Source organism: Rhodopirellula sp. J20-39 (assembly GCF_057365095.1).
Window position 1 is genome coordinate 4328022 of sequence record NZ_CP195123.1, and the last position, 25156, is coordinate 4353177.

Here is a 25156-nt window from a genome sequence, read left to right on the forward strand (position 1 = left end):
CGGTGTGTTTCAATTTCAGCGCTGTCTCAGTTCCAGCGTTTTCGCTTGGCGGATCGGATTGTTTAAGTGCGCGATCAAAACACAAATCCAGTCCGCTCAGGCGACGATAAGTAGCGCTGCCCCGCGGCTACTTACCGTCACACTGAGCGACCTGGCTGTGCTGCCCACTTGTGACTGCCCCTTGTGGCTGCCCCTCGTGATCACGACTTAGTTGTTAACAACTATGACATCCGTGTAACCTGTGTCGCTGCTATCCCAAAGGACGACAACCGACCCAGCCTTCGCATGTTCCTGCAAAAGAACAATTACGCCCCCCTTCCTTGGTGGACTGTCTAACGTGCTTTCGCAATCACCGTGCCAATTCATTTAATTAAAATGAACCCATTCTAAAGTCCCGTAGTTTGCGTACTCACTGCTCCAAGAAATCGTTTTCCTGTAATGATCACATGCCCATAATCTGCGCAATTGGCCATTTGGTTGCTCACATGTGCGCACTTATTCGCGGGCAGCTCTCGGTAACCAAACACGACACCCCACCGCCGCCACCAACTCGCCATGCGTCACGACGTCTGGCGATCCAAAGACCAATCAGTGAAGCCCGACGCTAAGGCGCTGCATTCTTCGCATTGGCACGTTTTTCCGAGAAAAGACGAGGCCGACCAAGCAGGGCGAGTTTCTCTTCTTTAACGAGTCCAGCCCGCCAAAGGCTTCCATGAAATTCAATGAGAACAAGCGTGCGAAACGATTCATTCACGCTAAAAGCGGAGCCGTTCGCAGAGGTCGGTAGTCACGGCAACTTTCGCTTTGCCCAGACGAAAGCCCACTCGGAACGCGCGGACTGGATTGAGTTAGACTATTGAACATCATCTCGAAACACGACGCACTGAAAGGCTTCATAATGAGCTCTTTCTCGGGTGTGCGTCACCAGGAAATTAATAGCTATGAAACTGTACATTGCTGCTGTAGTCGCACTTTCGTTTGCCACCTCGAGCCCTGTCGCAGTGGGTGCCGATTCGCCGCGGACCAACGTCATCTACATCAATGCGGACGACTTGGGTGTGATGGATGTTGGCTACAACAATCCCCGCTACCACACCCCTAACATCGATGCATTAGGTGCCGAGGGGATGCGGTTCACCAACGCCTACGCCGCATCGGCTAACTGTGCTCCCAGCCGAGCGTGCGTGATGACAGGACAATACGGACCGCGTCACGGCGTTTACACCGTGGGATCTTCGTCGCGAGGAGCTTCCCGTGACCGCAAGCTGATTCCGATCAAGAACACTGAACTACTGCAGCTCGACAATCTGACTATCGCGAATACTTTCCAGAATGCCGGTTACCAGACCATCCACTTGGGAAAGTGGCACCTAGGCAAAGATCCTACGAAGCAAGGATTTGACGTCAATATTGGGGGCGGCACCTCCGGCGGCCCTGCTGGCGGATACTTCACGCCGTTTCAACGCGGTTCAATGACGTCTTTCAACGACCAGTATCCTGACAAGACACACCGCGTCGATATTTTCGCCGATCAAGCAATCCAGTTCATGCGGACGAATCAATCGAAGCCTTTCTTCATGCACATGGCGTACTACTCCGTCCACACCAAGCTCGAACCAGTCCCCGGTCTTGTCGAGAAGTATCAGAACAAAGACGTGCATGCGACCTACGCGTCAATGGTCGAAAAAATGGACCAGGGCATCGGCAAAATTCTCGACGAGCTAAAAGCTTTAGGATTGTCGCAAAACACGCTGGTCCTGTTTTCGTCTGATAACGGCGGTCACCTGGACTATTCCGACCAAACCCCATACCGATGCGGTAAAGGCTCTTACTTTGAAGGTGGCATCCGCGAACCGATGGTCGTTCGCTGGCCTGCGCAGGTTGCCCCTGGCACCACGTGCGATGTCCCGGTGACCGGAGTGGACTTCTTTCCAACCTTCTTGGACGCTGCCGCAATCGCCCCGCCCAAGGATAAGATTTTGGATGGTCTTAGCTTGATGCCGCTGTTAACCCAATCTGGCGATCTGCAAGAGCGAGCTTTGTTTTGGCACTTCCCCATCTACTTGCAGTCATACAGCGGCAGCAAGTCATCATCGCATGACCCGCTATTCCGCACGCGGCCTGGTTCCGCAATGCGTTTGGGAAAGTGGAAGCTGCATGAGTATTTCGAAGATGGACGTCTTGAGCTTTATGATCTCGATGCCGATCTAGGCGAGCAGCAAAACTTGGCCTCAACAATGCCCGAAAAGGCCTCCCAGCTTCATGCACTGCTCAAGCAATGGCGTCTCGACACCGGAGCCCCCGTTCCGACCAAGCTGAACCCCAACTTCAAAGAGTCTGCCAGCGACAGCCCAAAGAAGCAGTCTCCTAATAAACGCCGCAACAAAGCCCCAAAGACCCCAACGAAAGACGCTGCCTAATGAGACGCTTCGAGTTTTTGCTAGTCGCATTGACTTGGATTGCCACGTGGCAAACCGTCAACGCAGAACACACTAACGTCATTGTCATCCTGACTGACGACATGGGCTACGCCGACTTAGGAATCAACGGGTGCGAACAGATCCGCACACCCAACATCGACCAGTTGATGCGAGACGGCGTCCAGTTCAGCAACGCCTACGTGACTGCATCGGTGTGCTGTCCGTCTCGAGCCGGAATTCTGACTGGCCGTTATCAGCAGCGGTTTGGTCACGAGTTCAATAACTTCACTATCCCCGCGAACGGTTTTACTCGAGAGGACATGGGACTACCTGCCGAAGAACGTACAATCGGCAACGCATTCCAGGACGCTGGTTATCGAACCTGTTGCATCGGTAAATGGCACATGGGCGGCGGTGATCGTTTCGATCCCATCAAGCGTGGATTCGATGACGTGTTCGCATTCGAATCGGGGCATCGCAGCTATTACGCTTACAAGGACGCGCCCCAGGACGCTACGAAAGCAAGTTTACGAATCCAAGTTAACGCGGACGAACTGCTACCCGAATCGCAGGTGACCTACCTGACCGATGACCTAACCAATGCCGCGACCAAGTTCATCCAATCCCATCGCGAGTCACCCTTCTTTATCTACTTGGCTTACAACGCCCCGCACACTCCGATGCAAGCCAAGGAAGCGGACGAAGAACACTACAAGACGATCGCCGACTCGAAACGTCGCACCTACGCGGCAATGATCAAATCGATCGACGACGGAGTTGGAGTTTTACGTCAAACCTTGGTGGATCAAAAACTTGATCAAGACACCCTGATCGTTTTCACCAACGACAACGGCGGCGCGACCAACAACGGTTCGGACAACGGACGTTACCGAGGAATGAAGGGATCTAAGTGGGAAGGCGGCATCCGCGTTCCCTTCAGTCTCACGTGGCCGCGATCTTTGCCAGCGAACGAAACATTCGACAAACCAATCAGTACTCTAGACATTCTGCCGACCGCACTGGCCGCTGCCGGTGCTACCTATCACGGGCTGCCGCTGGATGGCGTCAATTTGTTGCCGTACATCGATGGACGGAACCACGGGCAACCTCACGATGCCCTTTATTGGCGTCGAGGCGTAGCAGCGGCGGTTCGAATCGGCAACTGGAAACTAATTCGTGTGGAAGGGAATACTGACCTGCTATTTGATCTCGCATCCGATCCTGAAGAACGAAACGATCTTGCGTCGCAACACCCGGAACAGGTGCAACTCATGCGACAGCGTTTAGCCAATTGGGAATCCGAACTGGCCCCGCCGAAGTGGACCGAAGGCAAAAAGTGGTCTGACTTCCAGGTGAAAAAGCATCAAATGAGCGTCAAGACGCGAGCTCAAGAGCGAAAGTATCCTTGATCAAACAAGCGGCTACAATGTCTTCGTATTCAAAACGTCTCACCTGACCGAGTCTCGGAAGAGCATTCGTTGCCACGGTCCAGCCAACGTGCTCAGGTGCGTCGAGGTGCGTTCCGCTTACTCGTCATGAAAGATCACTCGACGCTTTGAGTAACTTGTCCAATCAAGAACTCTTCAAGCGAGTTGTACGGGCAATCTTTGGCAGCAATATCTGGAGCGGTCACGTAGCACTTCAAACCGCGAGAATGCATTGCTTCTTGGAGTTTCAAACCAAGCAAGACGTGATGCACCCAAGTCGCCGACGGTGATGACTTGGTAATTTTTTCGTTCGGGCGGCTGTAGGTCATATAGATTGCAACCTGATCATCGTCACTAAGGTGCGTGATCGGCGAAGCGTCCTTCATCATCGCTTTGACGCGAGGTTCGTTAAGCTCCGCATCAGTTTGAATTCCCAGGAACAGAGGAAGAGCACGATCCATTTCCAGATCGGGCACATCGAACCATTCCCGGAACGTGTGCATGTCGTAGGTCGACTGGCCATTCATTGTCCCCGCCGCGATAAGTCGCGTTGACTGCCTCGCGATCGGATCGTCACTTTCCGGATCGGCCAAGTCATCATGAAAGGCCAACCACAAACTAATCCCGGCCCCAGCGGAACCTCCATAACTTGCGATCCGGTTGACGTCGATGTTCCATTTTTCAGCATGATGGCGAATCGTTTGCAATCCACGAGCCGCGTCGTGCATCATGATGGGATAGGGTCCCGAATCAGAAAGTCGGTAGTTCATCGCGGCGAATGCGACGCCAGCCTTGTGATATTTTTCGATCACATGTTGCGGGAATCTTGCTTTGTCCCCACTTCGGAATCCGCCGCCGTGAATGAAGATCACTAGCGGTGTCGGCTCCTTTGCATCGGGAACGGGCCAAAGATCAAATCGTTGTAGCGGATGCTCGCCGTACTGAAAATCGGCAACCGGAGCAGCGGGTGGAGCGATCGCAGCACGCCGCTGGGTTGGACTTCGCTGGTTCCCGTTCCTCGCTCGGAACTCACGGATTTCGCGCAACGTCAGTTCACCGTCACCGTCCGCATCGGCCGCCGGGAAGCGTTCGAGCAATCGCTTCGAGAGTTCCGCACGACGCTGTGCCAATTGGGCCGGTGCCGGATCCGCTTCCTGCGCGAACCCCGGCCTCAGAGATCCAGCGGCACAGACAAGTAAACCAAGGAGAATTGGGCTGTAGTTTTTCATGCTTTTTGAAACACCCCACAATCCCATTTGTTTCGCTCCACCGACCGCTTCGACAAAAAAGTGAAAAGTCCCGTCGGCCCCGGGGCGTTCACACGCATTAAAACGTGCGGCCGCAAAACTGCGTAACCAACGTACCCAAGTGGGCATCTCGCTTCAAATTTTCTTACCCTGGATCCCCAATCGAATAGAACATCTCGGTTCCCTTGGTTTACCCAGCCTGCTTACACTGTTGGCGACGCCGTATCGGAAACCACTGCCCCATAATCCTGCGCGGGCGGTGATGCACATCTTGGACTGATCTTAATGATGAAAACACGTTCTTCGAATTGCGAATTGGCTTGGTTGGTTGGTCGGTCGCTGTTTTTGACGACGATGGTTGTTGGCTTCGGCGGTTGGGTGGGTGCGGATGAATTGCAGGCACCCAGTGGCGAAGCGGTCACAGTTTCAGATCCAGATCCGGCGAAACTGGATGGGGATGACCAGCGCGATGCTCAAGCGATGTCCGAAGAACCGGTCGAGACGGCTGGTCCGGGGATTGCGCCGCCGGATTCGTTAGAACCACTTGTTGCACTGGCAAAACGCGCGAAGGAGCGGTTTGAAAAAGAGATTGATGGATACACGTGTTTGCTAGTCAAGCAGGAAACCATCGACGGGAAGCTGGAACCGGCACAGTACCTACGGCTGAAGATTCGAGACCGTCGTGTTGAAGGCGAAGAACTGAAGCAGCCTCTATCGATCTACGCAAAGTTTTTGAAGCCCAAAGATGTTGCGGGTCGTGAAGTTTTGTACGTGGAAAATGAGCTGGACGGCGACATCTTGGTGCGTCGCGGTGGTACCCGGTTGCCGAACCTGACTTTGAAGCTGAACCCCGACGGACGTCTGGCACGACAGGATACGAACTATTCAATCGAGCAGACCGGGATCCTGCCGATGCTGAACCAAATTTTGACTCGGATGGAATCGCAGCGAGAAGACGAGCGGTTTCAAATCCGATTCTTTGCCGATGCCAAGGTTGACGGTCGACCCTGCCAGCACGTTGAAATCAAACAGGTTAACCGGCACCCTGAATCCGATTTCCATATCGCCAAAGTGTACATCGACGAAGAGCTGAAGATGCCGGTGTACTTCGCGTCTTATGCATGGCCCAAAGAGGACAACGACGCACCGGTATTGCAGGAACAGTACGTGATCACCAAGATCGACTTGGATGCGAAGTTAACCGATCTCGATTTTGATCGCTCGAATCCTGATTATCTGTTCCGTGAAGAGACGGAAGACTCGGAAGAATAATCGCGAGCTACCACCTGACCTTGATCCCGTTCTTCCAGCATTCCTGTGCCATGGGACCGGTCGATGTACGATGCATCACTTATTGATCGTATGATGCAGAACGCCTTCGCGAGACTGCGAAGGCGTTGAACTCAGGTTTTCAAACAGTGGCTTTTTCGTAGCCCAGCTCGCGGATGACCAGCAGCATTTCGTCGCATGTGATGTACCGGCGGTGATGCTGAAGCTTGTAGGCATCAATCGCAGCCGCCAGTTCGCGACCGTCGGAGGACAAGTCGTTGTGCGAGCTACCAAATTGACGCCGTTCGACCCCAGCACGACCCGAGCTTGAACCTTCGCGACCGCGTCGGCGATCTCGGCCGGGTTCCGAAGCGTCGTTGGATGATTCTCGGTTTCGTCCTTCCGACGATGTTCCAGTCCGAGTCACCGATGCAGCACTTGACCTAGCAGTACTGCTGCCGGTGGCGAAGTGAGACGTCAATGCATCTGAAAATGAAGGGGTCAAAGACATGAAGCTGGATTCCTTATCGCACGAGGTTAACGGTCGCTCAGTTTGCCAAGTTCAGTTCGCTAAGCACTCAACGTGAGGATGCTTAGCACTCTACGTGTAGGGCACATACGCGTACTGGCACTTTACGTATCGAAACACTGACTTGCCGTGCTTCGAAAAACGGGGGTCTTATTACTGCCCCCAAAATGCTTCGCACTCGATGTGGTTGGCCGCTAAACAGGGCGACTGACCGCAAGTGGTAGGGAGGCTCACTGAAACGCTACGTTAGGAAATCTCGGTCTGCGTCCATCCGAGCGACAGGAATGCGATATTTCTGGAACTGTTGTGACGGTTACACGGCCTCCGAAAGAGATCCAGCCGGGTTTCCACAATTGAGTTCATCGAGACAATAGACCGTTTCCAGCCAAGGTCCTTTTCCAATGTTAGGTTTGATGTCGCGTTTTGCCGCTCTTTTTGTGGTCATTTTGGGCATTGGGCTGTCCGGTTGCCGCGAGGCGCCGCCGCAGTTCCAACCTAATGGCGTCCGCGCGATGTCGCTGGAAAAGTCTCGAAGTGTGCCGACCGCGGCTGCCGCTGACGACGTTTCGGCCATTGTGTCACAGCTTTTCGGCACTCCAGCGGAGCCCAAATGGCCGGCCGAATTGCTGCTAAATCAAGCTCAACGCGAGCTCGTTTCGCCCGAACGGCTGGCTCAAGCGGCCGGCGGGGTCACCAGCGACGAAGCGAACCTGCATACGGGGCTGTATCAGGAACACTGCGTGATTTGCCATGCGATCTCCGGAAGCGGAAACGGTCCGGCATCGCGGTTCCAGGTCCCTTATCCTCGCGATTTCCGTGCTGGCATCTTCAAATGGAAGTCAACCCAACGCAGCTCAAAACCCACCCGAGAAGACCTGAAGCGGGTTTTGACCCATGGGATTCCCGGGTCACCGATGCCCAGCTTCGCGATCGTTCCACCTAGTGAGCTTGAGGCTTTGGTGGACTACGTCATTTACCTTTCCGTTCGCGGGGAAGTCGAACGAGAACTGTTGGCCCGAGCGGTCGACGACCTCGACTACGACACCGGGCCCCCAGAAGAGGAACTGCGGTTGACGCTGGTTTCTTCTCAGCTTGCCGGTGGTGATGACGGTAACGCGAATAGCGGTTCCGCAAACCAGGCTATTGAAACGGCAGATCAGGCACCGGAAATGACGGAAGGGCAAGCGACGGTTGTCGAGGTTTTGCAGGACACCGTGTTCGAATGGCTTAACGCGGAACCGTCAGTGGTACCGCCGCGGCCGGAGATTGGCGACCTGGAATCATCGATTCAGCGAGGCAAGGAGATCTTTCACGGAAAGGTCGCCAATTGCGTCGGCTGTCACGGTCCGGAAGGCGCCGGCGGATTGCCAACGCTGGACTACGACGACTGGACCAAGGAGTTCACGACACGAATCGGAGTGGCTCCGGAAGACAAGGACGCCACCAAGCCGTTCCGAAAAGCCGGTGCGTTGCCGCCTCGCGTGATCGATCCGCGAGTTTTATCCGGCGGCGCAATCCACGGCGGTTCGGATCCCGACACGATCTATCGCCGAATCCACGAAGGCATTGCTGGAACGCCGATGCCGAGTCTGGACATTGATGAAAACGCAGGCGTGGGGACGGGCTTAACTCCAGACCAAGCTTGGGACTTAGTCGCCTATGTGGAATCACTGATTAAACTATGACAAGAGAAACGTTTCGAACCATCGGCGCGATCACTGGATTGGTTGCCGGACTCGTATTGATGTCCCTGTTCGGTTTAGGCGGGATGGTCTTCGCGGCTTTGTTTGGTGCTGGTGGAACCGTTATCGGTGGCATCAGTGGTGAACGCTACTACGATCGGAGCCAGCGTTGATGAGCGAGGCCGATCGAAATGAAACCGCGGCGACGCCAAGCGAACCTACTGTTAAGGCTTCTGGCGGGGCATCGCGTTGGTCGCCGCTTTTGGCACGGACCTTGGTGATTCTCGTTTGGCCATTGATTTGGGTCGGCGGGTTGGTCACGACCTATGACGCTGGAATGTCGGTCCCGGACTGGCCGGGAACCTATGGCTACAACTTGTTCCTCTACCCGCTATCGACCTGGTTACTCGGGCCGTTCGACCTGTTCATCGAACACGGGCACCGGTTGCTGGGAGCCCTGGTTGGCTTCATCGCCATCGGATTCCTGGTCGCGACTTGGGCATCGGAATCACGCACCTGGGTGAAGTGGTTGGCGGCCGGCGTGCTGGTCGCCGTCATCGGCCAGGGAGTCCTGGGCGGATTGCGGGTTACAATGAGTGCTCGAACATTGGCCATGGTTCACGGATGCACCGGTCCGCTGTTCTTTGCTCTTTGTGTGATCGCGGCGTGCGTGACAGGCCGACGTTGGTCGCGACCGAGCGTGCTCGCGGCCGCAAGCAGCGATCAGGCAAACGCAGCCTCCTCATCGCAGGAATATTCCGGCGAGACTGCTCAACTGCAGGCTTCATCGCCAGGAGTTTCTTGGGGGCTGGTTTTGGCTGCGTTGGCGTACCTTCAATTGGTGCTGGGGGCGTTGTTGCGTCATGCTTTGCCAACGGCTAGCGAGGCTGGATTCAGTCATACCGTGACGACTCACGTGACCATCGCGTTTGTGTTGTGGGCGTTGACGGCGTTGACGTACTGGCGAATGCGGCGGTGCGGCGATTTGACGCTCTCGCGTCCTGCGGCTGGATTGATATGCTTTGTGGGCGTGCAGATTTGTTTGGGCGTCGGCACCTGGGTCGTGAACTACGGTTACCCGCCGATCCTGCAATCGCTGCCGGGCAGCGATACGTATTTGCTGCAAGCGAAAAACTTGCTCGACGCTTGGGTTGTGACGGGTCATGTCGCGACGGGATCGCTGATTTTGGCCGTTTCGACGCTGTTGGCTGTACGACTGGCCCGGCGTCGCTGGGTGCTTCGATCGATCTCGACCCCCTAGCCGTGCGAGTTTCCAATCTATTCAACTAGTTCTTATTGCGAGGCCGATGGTGGCTACGGACATTATCGGAATGACTGACGTGCCCGAGCCAGCGGCAGTAACCAAGGCGGAACCGAGCGTCTTTCGAGATGTGGTCGAAATGACCAAACCGCGGATCGTGACCATGATTTTGGTCACGACGGTGGCGTCCGCATGGATTGCCGTGGCGTCTCAGTCGTTGCCAGGTCTATCGGCGTTCCAGTGGATCGTGCTTCTGATTGGCACCGGCTTGGTGGCCGGTAGCGCCGGAGCAGCGAACCAGGTTTGGGAACGTGTGATCGACACGTTGATGCCCCGCACCGCGAGCCGGCCGATGGCGTCCAAACGAATGTCATTGGTGACAGGCGTGACGTTGACCGCGTCCGGTTTGTTGATTGGCACGTTCTTGCTGGCATGGATCTTTGGCAGTACGCCCGCAATTGTTGGTTTGGCGACTTGGGTTTTGTATGTGTTGATTTACACTCCCATGAAAACGCGAACCGCTTGGAACACCACCGTGGGCGCGATAGCGGGAGCTTTACCCGTGTTCATCGGATACACCGCCGCCGGCGGAACCATGGAACAAGTTGCCGGATGGATGTTGTTTGGAATTCTGGCCGCGTGGCAGTACCCCCACTTCATGGCGATCGCGTGGTTGTATCGTCGCCAGTACGGCGAAGCTGGCTTCTGCATGACGACCACGGTCGAGCCAACCGGACGACACGCCGCGTGGCAGAGCATCTTTGGTACACTCGCGATGGCGGCATCGGGCGTCGTGTTATGCGTGGCTCCCGCCGGCGAAGTGATCGCGACGGTTGCTAGCGGCATCACAGCGTTGCTGGTTTTAGTAGCGTGTTGGCCGTTGATGAAAGCGGCGTTGAAGTTTCAACAGGATCCGCAAGACGTGACTGCTCGCAAGATGTTGCGTTGGTCGCTCGTTGTCCTTCCGGCCGTCCTGCTTGTGACGACACTTCGAATGATTGGTCTTTGATCGCGTGAATGCTCCACCCACCGTCAATCCTTCCGCCTCGTCGTGCGTCGTCGAGAACCTGTCCCATTCCTATGGAGACAAACTGGCCGTCGACGCGGTCAGTCTGACGGTAACCGGCGGCGAGGTCGTGGCGGTACTAGGAAAAAACGGCAGTGGCAAAACGACCCTCTTTCGTGTCCTAAGCACTTTGGTTCCGGTTCAACGCGGAACGGTGTTGATCGATGGAATCAACATATCCAGCGATCCAATGTCGGCCCGCCGAAGTTTGGGCATCATCTTCCAAGCTCCCAGTTTGGACATCAAGCTGACCGTGCTGGAAAACATGCGATGTCAGGGAGTCCTCTATGGACTCAGCGGCACGGAACTGAATCGCCGGTGCGACGAGCTGATGGACCAGTTTTCGTTAACGGACCGTCGCGACGAAATTTGCCAAACTCTTTCGGGCGGCTTAAAGCGTCGAGTCGAACTGGCCAAGGGGCTTCTGCATCGCCCGTCCGTAATGATGCTGGACGAGCCCAGCACTGGTTTGGACCCGTCCGCGAGACTCGCGTTGTGGGACTCACTCGAACAACTCGCCGCCGACGGTGTCGCAGTGATGTTGACGACTCACCTGATGGACGAAGCAGCCAAGGCAACGCGGGTCGTCTTGATGGACGAAGGATGCAAGATTGCAGACGCGTCGCCCGCTGAGCTGCAACGGGAAGTGGGCGATCGTGTGTTGACGGTGGTGGCCAACGACATGGACGCCGCGGAACAAACCCTTCGTGTCGAACTCGGTCTGCCCGTTCAACGTGTGAACAAGACACTGCGAATCAACGTCGACGCTAGTGGTATCGACGTGTCGGACTTACTTAGCAACGTCGTTCGCCAAATCGGCGATAACGCACACAGCATCACGATTGGCCGTGCCAGTTTGGAAGATGTCTTTGTGGCTAAGACCGGCAAGGCGTTTGTAGAATAACGCGGCGGTTCGTGCTAATATCTGGCCTGCCAAAATTCGACCTGCCCAGACTGGGCGAATGAACTTGGACAGCCGCGGCCAACTTGGAAACGCAATGACAGCCGCGCTTGACGCAATGCACGTTGCCTGACCAAGTTTGCGAGCCACAATCCAAGCCGACGTGAACGAACCGTAGGACAAATTGGCCGAATTGTCGACACTGGTCTGCTAACGCGATTCCCATCCCCCCCCTCCCCAAACTCAAACGAGCGAACTTGATGAAATACGGCATGAACCTTCTGTTGTGGTCCGGCGAAGTCACCGACGAGTTGCTGCCTGTGTGTGAACAACTCAAAGAAGTCGGCTTCGACGGCGTAGAAATGCCGTTGTTCAATCTCGACCTCGATTACGCCAAGATCGGCAAGCGTCTGGACGAACTCGGCCTCGGCCGTACCGGCGTGACGATCCGCAATGAAGAAGACAATCCGATTTCTTGCGATCCAGCGATTCGGGCCAAGGGTGTCGAACTGAACAAGAAGACCCTGGATTGCTGTGCTGCCGCAGGTGTAGAAACGCTTGTCGGTCCGTATCACTCAGCGATCGGTTTGTTCAGCGGCGGTGGTCCGACTTCGGACGAATGGAAGTGGGGCGTCGACAGCATGCGACAAACCGCCGAATACGCCGAAAGCGTCGGTGTCAAACTGGGCGTTGAAGCACTCAACCGGTTCGAGTGTTACTTCCTGAATACGCACGCCGATTCCACGCGTTTCGTTCGCGAAGTCGATCATCCTGCATGCGGAATCATGTACGACACCTTCCATTCCAACATTGAAGAGAAGAGCGTCACCGAGGCGGTCCATGCGGGTGGTGACAAGCTTTTCCACATCCATATCAGCGAAAATGACCGCAGCACGCCTGGAACCGGCGGCATCAATTGGAAAGAAAACTTCGATGCAATCGCCAGCAGCGGTTACGACGGATGGCTGGTCATCGAGGCATTTGGCCTGGCACTTCCAGAAATTGCAGCAGCGACCAAGATTTGGCGTAAAATGTTCTCTGACGAAATGACGCTTAGCCGCGAAGGTTTGGCGTTCATGAAATCTGAAGTAGCAAAACGCAGCTAGGACCGCGTTCAGGCGAATTGCTTGGGCAGGGCTAGAACGGCCTACCCAAGTTGGGTTAACCGATCTGGCCATCCTGATCAAATCGCCGATTCGAATCGCGTCCAGCCGAATCCCTCACTCGTTTACGAATGTTTTATGGCACTTCCTCCCTGGACCATCGAATTGTTGCGCCGCGGCGTTCAAGACATCGCCCGGCAAGCGACCGATCCGGAAACCGCGGCTTCGCTAAAGGAACAAGCGAGCAAGCTAGTCGACGAGCTACCACGTGTTGCTCGCGAGAAAGTCGACACGCTGCTGAAACAAGCTGAATCATCCGCTCGTCCGCTCAAGGACGCGTGGAGCCGTGGAGATTTCTGGGGTGCGTCCTTGTGGAACGCCTCTTCCGATAAGACCGTGCCGGTACGGCTGATCAACGGTTCGGGAACGCTGCTGCATCCTCTGGGCAGTGGTATGTCGTTGTCCTCAGAAACGCTCGCCGCGTCGGTTCCTTTTCTGAGCGGTGATGGCGCCCATGTCTCTGGCGTCGATGCGGCGTTATGCGGCAAGATCGCAACCACGTTTGCTCGAAAGTGTGGCAACACCGATTCCAACCCAGAAGGATACTCTGTCGCGGTCACCAGCAGCTTCGATGCGGCCATCGCAATGGTTGCTCTGCTGAGCGGTCCTGGTTCACGGCTTTACGTACCTCGGAAGTGCGCGGTGGCTTTGCCTGTCACCCAGTCTTGCCGTTCCAGCGAATGCGACAATCACGGGTCATCCAACGCAGATGCCAATGCAAGTTCAAACGCCGGATGTGATAAGAACCAAGGCGGCACCCTCGCCGATTTCTTGTCTCGTTACGCACGTGGTGGGGTGAACGAATTCGGGTCAATCGCTTCGGATGCTCCGGTTCGCATCAGTGACATTCAATCACGAAATGGGTCTCGTCACCAAGGCCGTCCTGGCAATCCGAGTTCCCGTTTCGGCGAACGTCGCGTCACGTTGGTTCGACTTGCCGGAACAGCCGTGGAAGGCGATCGTCCCGAAGGCATGACCGAGGTGGTCATCGTACCAACGGGTAGCTGTTTTGACGCCCAAGAATCTGGCGGTTCGAAACGGATCCAGCACAGTATTCAAAGTGAACTTGCGGCCGGAGCGGACGTTGTCGTCTTAGCCGGTGGGCCGCTAACTGGAACGACCGGCGTTGGACTGGTCGTCGGCAAGACGAGTGCAATCGCTCGCATGATCGACCATGACCGTGCTCGCTGGTTGATGGCGGACACTTCCCAGATTGCCATGACTGCGAATGCAGTCGCGGAAGAAGCCTCTTGCCATTCTCCGGTTCACAGCTTGTTATCCGCCAGCGAAGACAACCTGCGGGATCGTGCCGAACGACTCGCGACGCAACTCAGCGGGTCGCCGTATGTGACTTCCGTTCGCGTCGATAACCAAGCCGCTCGGATAAGCCCCGATGATGAGTCGACTATCGCCTCACGGCAAGTTGTCCTGTCAATCCGCGATGACGCACACGAGCTTGCGACACGCTTGTTGAAAGGCCCGACCGGATTGCTGCTACGGCCGTCTGGAAACGACCTCGCCATCGACCTGCGTTGGATTTCACCCGAACAGCAATCACGCATCAGTGACCTGTTTGCCTAGCAAGCTGATCCAGATGGTTGGATCAGGAATTGGAGCACCAGCATTGCCATGCAGCCCATGTTGTGCCCGATCATCCAGCCGTCGTGGGCTACAAAATGATCTGGCGGCCTTCTTGGCTGCTCTGTTCGCTGGCTCGCAAGATCGATGCGGCACCGAAGGCATCATTCAAGCCGCTGAGATTGCGCACCAAACTGGTGACGGCCCGGTGGAACTGGCCCAACATTTTTTCGCCAACGGGCGACTCCATTTCCAACGCTTCCTGATGCCGACCGGCCTCATCAAACCAAACCAAGGTTCCGGGCAGATCGATGAAGGCCACACCGTGTTCGCAACAGACCTGCAAACCGGCCGGTGGGCGGAAACCGATCGCTTCTTGCCACTTCGCGGGAATGTAATTGCCGCAACTGATTTGTGCCGTTACCCAATCGTGTGAGCTTGCTTCATCCGTCTGCGCCGCTTCACAAGACTCAGCGGACTCGGCCGGGTCGCTCGCGGCTGGCTTTCCAAGTCGAGCGTTCGCAAGACGATTGCTTTTCGAGCGAGATAAAGGCTTGCCCGTTCGCGATGTTCCTGGCCCTGGACTTTCCCACGCCTTGGTGGCCGACGCCGGCAACGGAACCGCTGGCCCTGAACTCGTTCGCTTGAACCGAAGGCTCAACGCTCGGTAGTCCCAAGGATCCGTGGGCAGGCAGTTCGCCGACATCACGCTTTGACACTCACCGGCAACGATATAACCGCACCAATCAATCAACTCGATCAATTCCGAACGCATCTGAGTGCGAGCTTGGGCCTCGTTGTGACTGGCCGGGCAACTGATTCGGGTATGGCAAAACAGCAACCGTGGTTGTCCCAATTGAGTCGCTATCAGCTCTTTCAATCTCAACGTCGCCGGCGCAAAGCGACGTGGTAGGCTGGCCATGAACGCGACGCCGGTCTCCTCAACACAGGTCCGGAAGCTTGCATCGCCCTCGGGGTCGAAGTCGAGCCCCGCCGCCCAGTAGATCGCTTTTCCCGCGCGGCAAGCGGCCAGCGCAGGCAAGTGTTTTAGCCACGTTTCTTCCAGAATTAGAACCGCATCGATGTCATCGCGATTGACCAGCGACTGGACCCCATCGACGGGATCAGCTTGAAATTCAGTAACCGCGTTTTCCGCTAACTTCGACACCGTGCAGTGAATCGCTCGCACATCGAACCGTTCGCTCAACATCCGCAGCGCTGGACGATGCACTGTTTGCCACTGGTCCCCCAACCCGATCAAGCCGACGCGAAGCTTCACGAAACAACGATCCTAAACTTTTCGGGCATGGATGAACTGCAATGAAAGAACAGCAATGGATGCGGGGAGATGCCGTTATGGTAGCAAAACTGATGCGGGTAAATGAACACCAGGATCCGATTACGTGTCACCCTCCCAATGACGGTTAAAAATCGAACGTCATCGGGCAAGCGAAACGGGTTCAGTCCAAGGTGACTTCGGCATAAGTCTCTTCGCTTTCCCACAAGATCACCTTGTAAGCCGCCGCCCCGGTGTCGGCCAGGATCAGTGGGCAGACGACTTCCAGGAAGTGTTTGGCCATGTTTTCCGCCGTTGGGTTGGAATCCAGCTCGTAGATCCGGTGCGGTTCCGAACTTCGAATTGCATCGAGCCCGTTCTGGTCTTCTTGCCAGAGCACGAACGCGTGGTCCCAATTCTCGTCGATCCAGCCCTTGCAACGATTCTTCAGTTGCTTGAAGTCCAAGATTCGCCCCACCGCGTCTTGTTTCTGGCCGGTCACGTAAACCTCCAGAACGTAGTTGTGCCCGTGTAGGTTTTGGCACTTGCCCTCGTGACCGACCAGTCGATGACCGGCACAAAAGCTGAAACGACGCATGATGGAAATCGACACGACTGAGAGACTCCGAAGGGGAACTTGAACGAGGAATGGATGGGTGGTTCAGGCCGCCAGTGTATCAGCAATCCGGCCGGCGGCGATTCGGCGTACCAACCGACGCGACCGTTCAGGTCAATTGAAATCGTGCGAGCCGCCAACCGGGTGAATCGAAAACGCGTTTTCCCAATGTGATAATCAGAAGACGGTTGGCGAATTCCCCCCAAGCTGCCATACTAGGGAAGCAGGGCTGTGTTCCGATCGTCGTGAATTCACATCGATCCGCGTCCGGCTAAACAAGACTTCGGTCCCTCCGGTTGATCTAGGTGGTTCAGGTCGCTTCGGCAACCTATCCAGTGAACCGTCGGTTGTTGTCAACCAGCCAGCCCCTGTCCCCGCCGTTTCGCTTTCCCCCCCACTCTCGCTCGGAGACCACGCTCAGTGGCCAAAATCCTGCTGTTTCCTCTACGACTGGCCGTAGGTTACGGACTTTCGCCTCGGGTGCTGGGGCAAATCGCAATCATCATGTTGGTGATTTTGCGAATCACGATCGGTTATCACTTCTTGAGTGAGGGAACTGAAAAGTATCGCTCGGGAGATTGGTCCGCAAAGCCGTTCTTCGCAAACGCCAAGGGCCCCATGGCCGGCGAATTCCGCAAAATGGTTTGGGACCACGACGGTAAGTTTCGCTTAGACGAAAAACGCGTCAAAATCGTTTGGGCAACCTACCGCGATCGCATTGCCAGTCATTACGGTTTCGACCAAGCCCAAAAGGAACAGGCTCAGCGCAACTACGCCGCAGCCGTTGATCAGTGGGAATACATCGTTGAGCTTAACGGCAACGACATCGAAGAATTCCAACTTGGCCTCGGAAGAATCGACAAGCTTGACAAGGACCCCGTCCGCGATGGAGTTAGCTCGTTGGGCGGCCAGCGTGAATCGGTTCGCCGAGAACTGGGCCAGAAAATCAATCCAACGCTCAACCAAATCGACGCGATTTGGGACAACTACGAAGCTGCCCAACTGAAAGTCGCCACGTCCGAACAGATTACCCGCCATCCAACGTACGAATTAGAGAAACCCCGCTTGGCGATGATGGATACTAGTGTGATCGACAAGCTTTTGCCGTACTTCGACATGACGATTGGTTGGATGCTGATCCTGGGTCTGTTCACCCCGGTCGCAGCCTTGGCTTGTGGAGGCTTCCTGTTGTCAGTGTTCCTGAGCCAGTATCCGCCGACCACGGGCCCCAGTTCGTCCAATTACCAGTTGATTGAAGGACTGGCATGTTTGGTCCTGGCCGCCACCGGCGCGGGACGCTTCGCTGGAATCGATTTCTTCCTGCACCTGCTAGTCCGAAAAACACACGGCCGCTCCGCCGCGGCCCACTAAGTCCGCAAACAGATCTCTCGTCGAGTTCGGCGCCGCCGCTGGCCCGCACTCAACCAATCCTTACATCCATACACTGTCTCTTTTTGCACTCGATGGGAGTGAAATGCCATGGTCGATAAACTTTCCAAAGAACAACGCGACGTTGGTGAAGCCAATTATTACTCCGCCGTCGGCAGTTACTACGACGTCAACCGCCGTGACTTCTTGCGTGGCATTGTCGCCTCCGGTGCCGTTGCGGGTGCTGGACTCGGTGCGGCCTATTTCGGTTACGGCAAAGTCAACGACCCTGTCCGCGTAGCGGTCATCGGGACGGGCGACGAAGGCAACGTGTTGCTCGGTGGCTGCAATCCTGAATACGTCGACGTGAAAGCGATCTGCGACATTCGCCCCTACAGCCAACACCGCGCATTCCACGGTGACTGGTCAAGCTCGTCTGCATTGCAACGACGTCCAGGTTTGATCAGCGTTGCTGGGTACAAAGACGAAGCCGAAGCTCGCAAGAACGTCAAGGTTTACGATGGCAGCAACGGCGGCATCATGGCATGCCTGGAAGACAAAGACATCGAGGCGGTCATCATCGCCTTGCCGCTTTGGTTGCACGCTCCCGTTGCCGCTTTGGCGATGGAACGCGGCCTGCACGTGTTGACTGAAAAACTGATGGCCCACAACGTTGCCCAGTGCAAAGTCATGGCTCGTATGGCCGGCGAACTGAAAGACAAGGAAGGCAACCCGCTGCACTTGGCGACCGGTCACCAACGTCACTACAACGTAAAGTACGAAAACGCGGTCAACTTGATCCGTTGGGGATTGCTGGGTCAACTGCACCACATCCGTGCTCAGTGGCACCGAGGTAACCTGCCCGGCGCTGATAGTTGGTCGATGCCGATTCCCGGTGGCGAAATGGTCAACGGCGAAAACTTCGATCGCATCGCCAAGGACATCGAATATCGCAAACGCGCACTTGCTGAAACTCGCGATCCCGACGAAATCGTTCGCCTGCAACAAGAAATCGCCTTGTGGCAAGCTTGGGACGCTGACAAGAACGTCGACCCCAAGAAGCACGGTTACACCGACTTCTCCGTTGGCGACAAGATGTTCACCTCGATGGAAGAACTCCACCGCTGGCGTTTGTTCCAACGAACCGGTGCTGGTTTGATGGCGGAACTGGGCAGTCACCAACTGGACGCCGTTAGCATCTTCCTGAGCTCGCTACGGGACGATGGCAAGAAGGTACATCCGCTTAGCGTGCACGCTGTCGGCGGACGTCACATCATGCCCGTTGACCGCGAAGTCGGCGACCATGTGTATTGCATGTTCGAATTCCCTGGGCCGGAATACAGCAACACGTTTGACGTCGGCTATTACGACCGTGTCGAAGACTATCCGAAGTCCAAGAAGGTCAAGGGTGGCTATGAGCAAATCGATCCGGTGGCCGGTTACGAAACCGACCCGAACAAGAAGGTCGTTGTCACGTACTCGTCGATCAACGGTAACGGGTTCGGCGGTTGGGGCGAAGTCGTGATGGGATCCAAGGGAACACTGGTTCTGGACAAAGAAACCGACGTGTACCTGTATCGCAACAGCGACACCAGCAGCAAAGTCGGCGTCGCGAAGAAGGGTGGCGGTTACGCGTTGGACACATCCGCGTCCGGCGACCACGCCGCTCCGGTTGCCCAAGCCGCTGCGTCCGGTCCGGTTAGCCGTGGTTACCAAGAAGAAATCGAACACTGGGCGTACTGCATCCGCAACCCCGATGGCGAAAACAAGCCGCGTTGCTACCCCGCCGTCGCCATGGGTGACGCCGTCATCGCATTGGGAACCAACGTCGCTCTGAAGCGAGCCAACCGCGGCGAGAGCGGCTACATGAAGTTCGAAGAAGAATGGTTCGATGTCGACAGCGACGCGACTCCGGACGATAGCGATATCGCGACCGAAACTAAGTTCATGAAGAAACCGGTCGCTTAGCGATCGACCTGGCATCCAGGCAAGATTTCGTACAGTGAACATGCAAAGGCCATTGGCCTCGATTTCCAAACCGGAAAATTGAGACCCGTGGCCTTTTTTCGTGGACTCCACCGGTACCACTCCAAATAGGCATCCGCCCAAGCCCCTAATTCAGCCACAAACGGCAAATCCGGTACGAGAAGCCCAGACTCTCGAACGAGTCCCACCGGTGATCCATCGGCAAGTAGGCAGCGTAACTAGACTAACCATAGACCCAACACCGTGTCCCAACACCCACCTCCTGGAACATCGCATGACTGCCCACCAGTTCGCTCGACGCCGTTTCCTAGGCTGTACCGGTGTCGCCCTACTCGCCGCCAATATTGGTCTGAATCCCATTCACGCAGACGAGACCGCTGACACGGCGGAAGCGGTTTCATCGACAGACGCCAAACCGGGGCAACCGAATTACGTCAACGAGAAACAGTCCGATTGGCGGTTTGGCGTTTCCATCGACACCCCGGTTACGTTCACCAACGGAATTGCAACCTTTCCGATCCCGATGGATTGGCCAGAACAAACCGTCGAAGTCATCACTCGAGAATTCGATGGTTCGATCGCGCACGTGCAACTACGGGACTTGGATGGCGGCGTACGCCAAGTCGTGATGTCGATTCCACGAATGACAGCGAATGCGTCAATGCAAACCGTCGTGACGATGCGAATCACCAAACGCGAAGTTCAACCGCCCCAGAACACCGATTCACTCGCTATCCCCAAACGCATTCCGCGAGAGTTGCGGTCTTACATGGGCAACAGCCCAATGATCGATGCCACCAACGGTCGCATCCGTGCGTTGTCACGCGAGTTGGCCATCGATGCACCGGAGAAAGCATGGGAATTAGTGCGTGAAATCTATGACACCGTACGCGAGAAAGTGCGGTACGTCGAAGGGCCGATTCGCAACGCTTCCGACGCGTTAGATTCCGGCGAAGGCGATTGTGAAGACATGACCAGCCTGTTCGTTGCGTTATGCCGTAACGCCGGCGTACCGGCCCGCATGGTATGGGTGCCTGGACACTGCTATCCCGAGTTCTATCTAGAGCAAGACGGCGAAGGCTATTGGTTCCCTTGCCAAGCCGCCGGGACCGAACAATTCGGCCAAATGCAGGAAGATCGCCCGATCGTTCAAAAAGGGGATCGATTCAAAACACCCGAACAACGCAAACCCGTCCGCTACGTCAGCGAATACTTCCGCTGTGATCGTCGCGGTAGCCGGGCCCCGCGTTTCGAAGTCATTCGAAACGCCGTCGCCGAATAACCGTCCGCCAACGCTCAACTCCTCCCACTCTCGGGACAACAAATGTAGTGGACGATACAACGAGTCCCTAAGCCAAAACAGCTAGCATATCAAACCAGCCACCGAGTCTTTAAACAAACGGACTCACCGCAACGTCCACGACCATCATTATCGAAACTTCCGCGAACGCTAAACCGCCAGCATCCGTTCCAGACCGCTTTCCAACGACGTCAGCGGACGACCAAGGATCTCTTTCATCTTGGTAATGTCCGGGCATCGCCGGGTCATGTCACCCTCAGGCAGCGGTGGAAGGTGAGCGACCTTCGACTTGCTTCCGGTCATCTCAATGATTCGCTCAGCCAACTGCAATATCGTGAACTCCAAATCGCTGCCAATGTTGATCGTTTCATTGGCGAGCGTCTCGTCGTCCAGAATCCGGCTCACCGTATCCAAATTGTCATCGATAAAACAAAAAGTACGAGTCTGTGATCCATCACCGTAAATCGTGATGTCCTGATTCTTGCGAGCCGCTTCGATGAACTTGGGGACGACGAAGTCTGTCGTTTGTTTTGGGCCGTAGGTGTTGAAGAACCGGAACACGTTAAACGGCAACCCGAACTCTTGGTGATAAGACCGGAAATACGACTCGCCCAGGTTCTTGATGATCGCGTAGGGCAAACGCGAATTCAGCGGAGTGGTCTCTTCGTGTTGCGGCAGCTCGACCGGCTCGCCATACACCTCGCTGGAACTGGCATAAAAAACACGCCGCACGCCTGTGTTCTTGGACAGCGACAAGACATTCCGAATGCCATCGATATCCTGTAGCACAGCGACGGGGTTAGCCAGCGTTCGCTGCACCCCGACCAACGCCGCATAGTGGAAAACGTAATCGAAGTGGTGTGCCGTCATGATTGGCGTCAAATCATCCAGATCATTCACATCCGCTTTGATGAAGCGGAAATTGGGTGAATCACACGGTGGCAACTTCGACACACTACCCGTGATCAGACTGTCGACCACCACCACCTCATTTTCGGGCGACTGGACCAATCGGCAGGCAAGGGAACCACCAACGTTGCCGGCGCCGCCGGTAATCAAAATTTTGCGAGAGTTGGAACTACCGGAATGAGTCTGGCGTGCGGGCAAGGAAAGGGTTCCCCAAAAAGACGAGATAATCAGAATGCCCACGTTTTAGCAAATTTGGAACGGTGGCGGTTGCTGCGACCTGCAGTTTCACGGGGCAATTCACGTTGCCGGTGAGGGGTTTGTTTTGGTATGGACCAACTAACTACTCCGTTTTCCTACAATTGGCGCGTTTGGCGTCACGGTCGTTCGCAATTCATGGCCACCGATGGTACCCCCGAACCGGCTGAACCTGTCGCCAAATCAGGCCCCTCTTTGGTGGTGGTTGCTGCAGGCGCGGCGACGCTAGCGACGATCGTCAGCTTCGGCTATTTGTTCTCGGTTTGGGGAAGCAGTTCGAACATTTCGGCCTTAGACACACTACGCGTCGCGTCGGCCCAATACGTTTCCGGCAACCTAGTCGTCGCTGGGGAGTTAGCCAGTTCGGTTACGATCGCCGCCAAAGATCCCAACGAACCGCCAGCGGAAACCGAGCAAGACGCATCGGAAGAGCTGGCCGAGGGCGAAGAGCCGCCTGAGGATCCCAATGCACCCTGGGTCGTGTTGCAAGATTTCCTGATCGGCGCCGGTCTCTATCAACAATCCATCGACGAAGTGTTGCCGGCCGACCGCCGTGATATTCTCGAAAAAGCTCTTCCGCCGCTGGAAAAATCGAGAGACGCTGGCTTCCCCGAAGGTCGCGAAGCGGCCGGCTTCCGCATGCTGGGAATGTCGTACTTCGAGATGGGACGCTACGAAGATGCCACGCACTGCCTCGAAAAAGCGATCGACCGCGACCTGACTCTACGCACGACGCTAACCCCAGCCCTGGCAACGTCCCGAGCGAAGCAGCAACACACCAACCTGCCTCAAGCGATCGACGAGATCAACCAAGTCTTGGCGTTGGAATCACTGGACGTTCAGAAGCGAACAGAAACGGAGCTACTCAAATTGCAATGGTTGATCGACCTGGCACGCTTTGACGAAGCCAAACGGATCATTGAAAACGCGAAGCTTCGCATTCAGCCCGATGTCGGTCTACAAAAGGGCTGGGCGTTGAAGGCAAACGACGAGCTCAAACTGGCCAATGCGAGAATGAAGGTGAAAGACACACTGCTCGCGTTGGAGCCGGTACCGGGCGATATCGTGGTCGCTGGCGTACCGACCTTTGCGGTGAAGCAGATTGACGACGAACAACGAAAGAAGTTGCTGGAACTGCTAAAAGAGCTCGGCGAGATGCAACGGGAAACGGATCCCAAGCTCGCCGCACAAGCACAGATCATCGGCTCGCACGCCATGCTGCTCGCGGGCGAACGCGGCCTCGCACTGGCTGAACTGACCTTGGTGCGCCAACAACGCCCCTTCCGCGACGAAGGCTTAGAAGGCGGCATCTCCGAGATGGAGTTACTCGCCGACATGGGACTTGGCGACGAAGTCTTGCAAACGGCCACCTACCTCAGTCGCGAAATCGTTCAAAGCCGTCACTTACACTTCACCGCTCACCGTGCCGACGACTTTCGCACGCGAGTCCGCAGTATCCTCGAACGACTCCGCAACGCCGAAGAGTATGAAGCGACCATTGAAATCGCCGGTACGGTGTCGGATCTGTTTGGCAAAGCGGAATCGGAAATTGAAAAGGGTGCCGCGTATCGAGATTGGGGTGAATCGATTCTGAAGGCCGGCCGCGATCCGGTTGGCGAAGTTAGCCGGCAGTCATTCGAGTCCGCACGGGCCAAGTTCCGCGGCGCCGGCGACGCCTTCGCGTTTGCAGCGGAGGACCAATTCAATACCGATGACTATGTTCCGACGTTGTGGTCCGCGATTGACGCCTATCAACGTGGACGACACTTCTCCAAAAGCGCGACGCTGCTAGAAAAGTACCTGCGTTATGAAGAGCGAAAGCGACAACCGCGTGGTCTGGTCGCTCACGGGCGAGCACTGTTGGCCGAAGGCAAGCCGCTCGATGCGATGAAGTCTTTGGAAACCTGTATCGCTGAATTCCCTCGTGACCCGATGCGTTACGAAGCTCGACTGCTTGCAGCCCAAGCTGCCGCCGACGCAAAGGATGCCGACACTGCAAAACAATTCCTGGAAGCCAATCTGAACGATGGCCAATTAACACCACAAAGTCCCATCTGGCGTGACTCGCTCTACACACTTGGCGAATTGCTATACGCCCAAAGTGACCTGCGGATCCTGCAGGCAATGGAGCTGGATATCACCGAACGAATCGCCCGACTGCAAGAGACCGAACCGATTCTCAACGAGTCGCTTCGTCGGTTAAACGAGTCGGTTGAACGATACTGGCCGGCGCCTCGTGCCCAAGCGTCAGCCTACCTGTTGGCCCGCGGTCAATTATTGGCGGCGACTTACCCGGAAGCCGAGGTGCAATCGGACTCTTTGTTGGAACCCGCAAAGCGAGATCTTCGACAAAAGGTCAGCCGGTTTCGTCAAACGGCGTTGGACCAGTTTTCTTCACTGGTACGATTCATGGACGTCCGCGAACGTGAGATCGATCTTAGCGAGAAACAAAAGGCGATCCTACGAAACTCGTTGCTCGGTCAGGCCGATACGCTCAAGGCAATGGCACGGTACACCGAAGCCGCCGACGCGTATCGCGAAATGTCACTGCGTTACATGAACGAGCCACCAGCCTTAGAAGCATTGTTGGGACAAGCACGAATGGTCCGGGTCCTAGGACGTGAAAAGGAAGCCAACCTGATCGTTAGCCAAGCCGAAGTCGTCCTGACTCGTATCAGCGACGAGTGGGACGACCGTTTTGAAGAGATGACTCGCTTCGATCGTCCGGGTTGGAAAAAGTACCTGGAATGGATGACGTCTCGATTCGATCAAGCGACTGGCTCGCGTTCGACGCTTCAGCGTTAACGGTGATTGCAAATCAGGCGTCACCCTTGTCCGCGTCTCATCTGAAAACCATTCGCCGACGGCTCGCCCGATGACCGCCTGCGGTGTCTATTGTTGGC

Annotated in this window: 19 protein-coding genes; 14 read left to right on the top strand and 5 right to left on the bottom strand. The window is 55.9% G+C overall.

Annotated features, from left to right (window positions below):
* Window positions 1-941 precede the first annotated feature (941 nt).
* Together ACR3ZL_RS15755 and ACR3ZL_RS15760 are read left to right on the top strand one after the other, a co-directional pair.
* Window positions 942-2420, top strand: a complete 1479-nt coding sequence (locus tag ACR3ZL_RS15755) for a sulfatase (protein WP_473652164.1) — start codon at window positions 942-944, stop codon at window positions 2418-2420.
* Window positions 2420-3829, top strand: coding sequence for a sulfatase (locus tag ACR3ZL_RS15760; protein WP_473652163.1), 1410 nt, complete (start codon window positions 2420-2422; stop codon window positions 3827-3829). The genes ACR3ZL_RS15755 and ACR3ZL_RS15760 overlap by 1 nt, the downstream gene beginning before the upstream one ends.
* A 134-nt stretch (window positions 3830-3963) precedes the next feature.
* Here ACR3ZL_RS15760 and ACR3ZL_RS15765 read toward each other — a convergent pair whose 3' ends face one another.
* Window positions 3964-5223 (bottom strand): alpha/beta hydrolase fold domain-containing protein, encoded by a 1260-nt coding sequence (locus ACR3ZL_RS15765; RefSeq protein ID WP_486172761.1) that lies wholly within the window; start codon window positions 5221-5223, stop codon window positions 3964-3966.
* A 156-nt stretch (window positions 5224-5379) separates the two neighbouring features.
* Here ACR3ZL_RS15765 and ACR3ZL_RS15770 point away from each other — a divergent pair, with 156 nt between their 5' ends.
* Entirely contained in the window at window positions 5380-6366 is a 987-nt protein-coding gene (locus ACR3ZL_RS15770; protein WP_473652161.1) for a DUF1571 domain-containing protein, read from the top strand.
* A gap of 139 nt (window positions 6367-6505) precedes the next feature.
* On the opposite strand, the gene ACR3ZL_RS15775 is transcribed toward ACR3ZL_RS15770, so the two are convergent.
* Complete coding sequence (locus tag ACR3ZL_RS15775) at window positions 6506-6874, bottom strand: hypothetical protein (protein ID WP_473652160.1); 369 nt, start codon at window positions 6872-6874, stop codon at window positions 6506-6508.
* 419 nt (window positions 6875-7293) lie between these two features.
* Between ACR3ZL_RS15775 and ACR3ZL_RS15780 the strand changes: the two genes are divergently transcribed.
* The 7 genes from ACR3ZL_RS15780 to ACR3ZL_RS15810 all read left to right on the top strand — a co-directional run bounded on the left by ACR3ZL_RS15780 (window position 7294) and on the right by ACR3ZL_RS15810 (window position 14546).
* On the top strand, window positions 7294-8577 hold the full coding sequence (locus ACR3ZL_RS15780; RefSeq protein WP_473652159.1) for a c-type cytochrome: 1284 nt from the start codon (window positions 7294-7296) through the stop codon (window positions 8575-8577).
* A complete protein-coding gene (locus ACR3ZL_RS15785) occupies window positions 8574-8747 on the top strand; it encodes a hypothetical protein (RefSeq protein ID WP_473652158.1) in 174 nt (57 codons plus the stop codon). Before ACR3ZL_RS15780 ends, ACR3ZL_RS15785 begins: the two co-directional genes overlap by 4 nt.
* The gene (locus tag ACR3ZL_RS15790; RefSeq protein ID WP_473652157.1) at window positions 8747-9835 is read left to right on the top strand and encodes a COX15/CtaA family protein; all 1089 of its coding nucleotides are present in this window, start codon (window positions 8747-8749) and stop codon (window positions 9833-9835) included. Before ACR3ZL_RS15785 ends, ACR3ZL_RS15790 begins: the two co-directional genes overlap by 1 nt.
* A gap of 70 nt (window positions 9836-9905) precedes the next feature.
* On the top strand, window positions 9906-10844 hold the full coding sequence (locus ACR3ZL_RS15795; RefSeq protein ID WP_473652156.1) for a protoheme IX farnesyltransferase: 939 nt from the start codon (window positions 9906-9908) through the stop codon (window positions 10842-10844).
* 4 nt (window positions 10845-10848) lie between these two features.
* The gene (locus ACR3ZL_RS15800; RefSeq protein ID WP_473652155.1) at window positions 10849-11805 is read left to right on the top strand and encodes an ABC transporter ATP-binding protein; all 957 of its coding nucleotides are present in this window, start codon (window positions 10849-10851) and stop codon (window positions 11803-11805) included.
* A gap of 257 nt (window positions 11806-12062) precedes the next feature.
* Window positions 12063-12908, top strand: coding sequence for a sugar phosphate isomerase/epimerase family protein (locus ACR3ZL_RS15805; protein ID WP_473652154.1), 846 nt, complete (start codon window positions 12063-12065; stop codon window positions 12906-12908).
* A gap of 135 nt (window positions 12909-13043) precedes the next feature.
* Window positions 13044-14546 carry a PLP-dependent aminotransferase family protein gene (locus tag ACR3ZL_RS15810; protein ID WP_473652153.1) on the top strand — a complete coding sequence of 501 codons (1503 nt, stop codon included), beginning with the start codon at window positions 13044-13046 and terminating at the stop codon, window positions 14544-14546.
* Between the two features lie 88 nt (window positions 14547-14634).
* Here ACR3ZL_RS15810 and ACR3ZL_RS15815 read toward each other — a convergent pair whose 3' ends face one another.
* Both ACR3ZL_RS15815 and ACR3ZL_RS15820 read right to left on the bottom strand, forming a co-directional pair.
* Window positions 14635-15822 (bottom strand): Gfo/Idh/MocA family protein, encoded by a 1188-nt coding sequence (locus ACR3ZL_RS15815; protein WP_473652152.1) that lies wholly within the window; start codon window positions 15820-15822, stop codon window positions 14635-14637.
* Window positions 15823-16003: 181 nt separating this feature from the next.
* The gene (locus ACR3ZL_RS15820) at window positions 16004-16417 is read right to left on the bottom strand and encodes a 6-pyruvoyl trahydropterin synthase family protein (RefSeq protein ID WP_473653546.1); all 414 of its coding nucleotides are present in this window, start codon (window positions 16415-16417) and stop codon (window positions 16004-16006) included.
* 438 nt (window positions 16418-16855) lie between these two features.
* On the opposite strand from ACR3ZL_RS15820, the gene ACR3ZL_RS15825 reads away from it, so the two are divergent.
* The 3 genes from ACR3ZL_RS15825 (at window position 16856) to ACR3ZL_RS15835 (ending at window position 21071) form a co-directional block, all read left to right on the top strand.
* Window positions 16856-17806, top strand: coding sequence for a DoxX family protein (locus tag ACR3ZL_RS15825; protein WP_473652151.1), 951 nt, complete (start codon window positions 16856-16858; stop codon window positions 17804-17806).
* Window positions 17807-17914: 108 nt separating this feature from the next.
* On the top strand, window positions 17915-19771 hold the full coding sequence (locus tag ACR3ZL_RS15830) for a Gfo/Idh/MocA family protein (protein ID WP_486172762.1): 1857 nt from the start codon (window positions 17915-17917) through the stop codon (window positions 19769-19771).
* A 292-nt stretch (window positions 19772-20063) separates the two neighbouring features.
* Window positions 20064-21071: a transglutaminase-like domain-containing protein gene (locus ACR3ZL_RS15835; RefSeq protein WP_473652150.1), complete on the top strand. Its 1008-nt coding sequence runs from the start codon at window positions 20064-20066 to the stop codon at window positions 21069-21071.
* Window positions 21072-21239: 168 nt separating this feature from the next.
* Here ACR3ZL_RS15835 and ACR3ZL_RS15840 read toward each other — a convergent pair whose 3' ends face one another.
* A complete protein-coding gene (locus ACR3ZL_RS15840; RefSeq protein WP_473652149.1) occupies window positions 21240-22196 on the bottom strand; it encodes an NAD-dependent epimerase/dehydratase family protein in 957 nt (318 codons plus the stop codon).
* A gap of 129 nt (window positions 22197-22325) precedes the next feature.
* Here ACR3ZL_RS15840 and ACR3ZL_RS15845 point away from each other — a divergent pair, with 129 nt between their 5' ends.
* Entirely contained in the window at window positions 22326-25058 is a 2733-nt protein-coding gene (locus ACR3ZL_RS15845; RefSeq protein ID WP_486172763.1) for a tetratricopeptide repeat protein, read from the top strand.
* The last annotated feature ends 98 nt before the right edge of the window (window positions 25059-25156 follow it).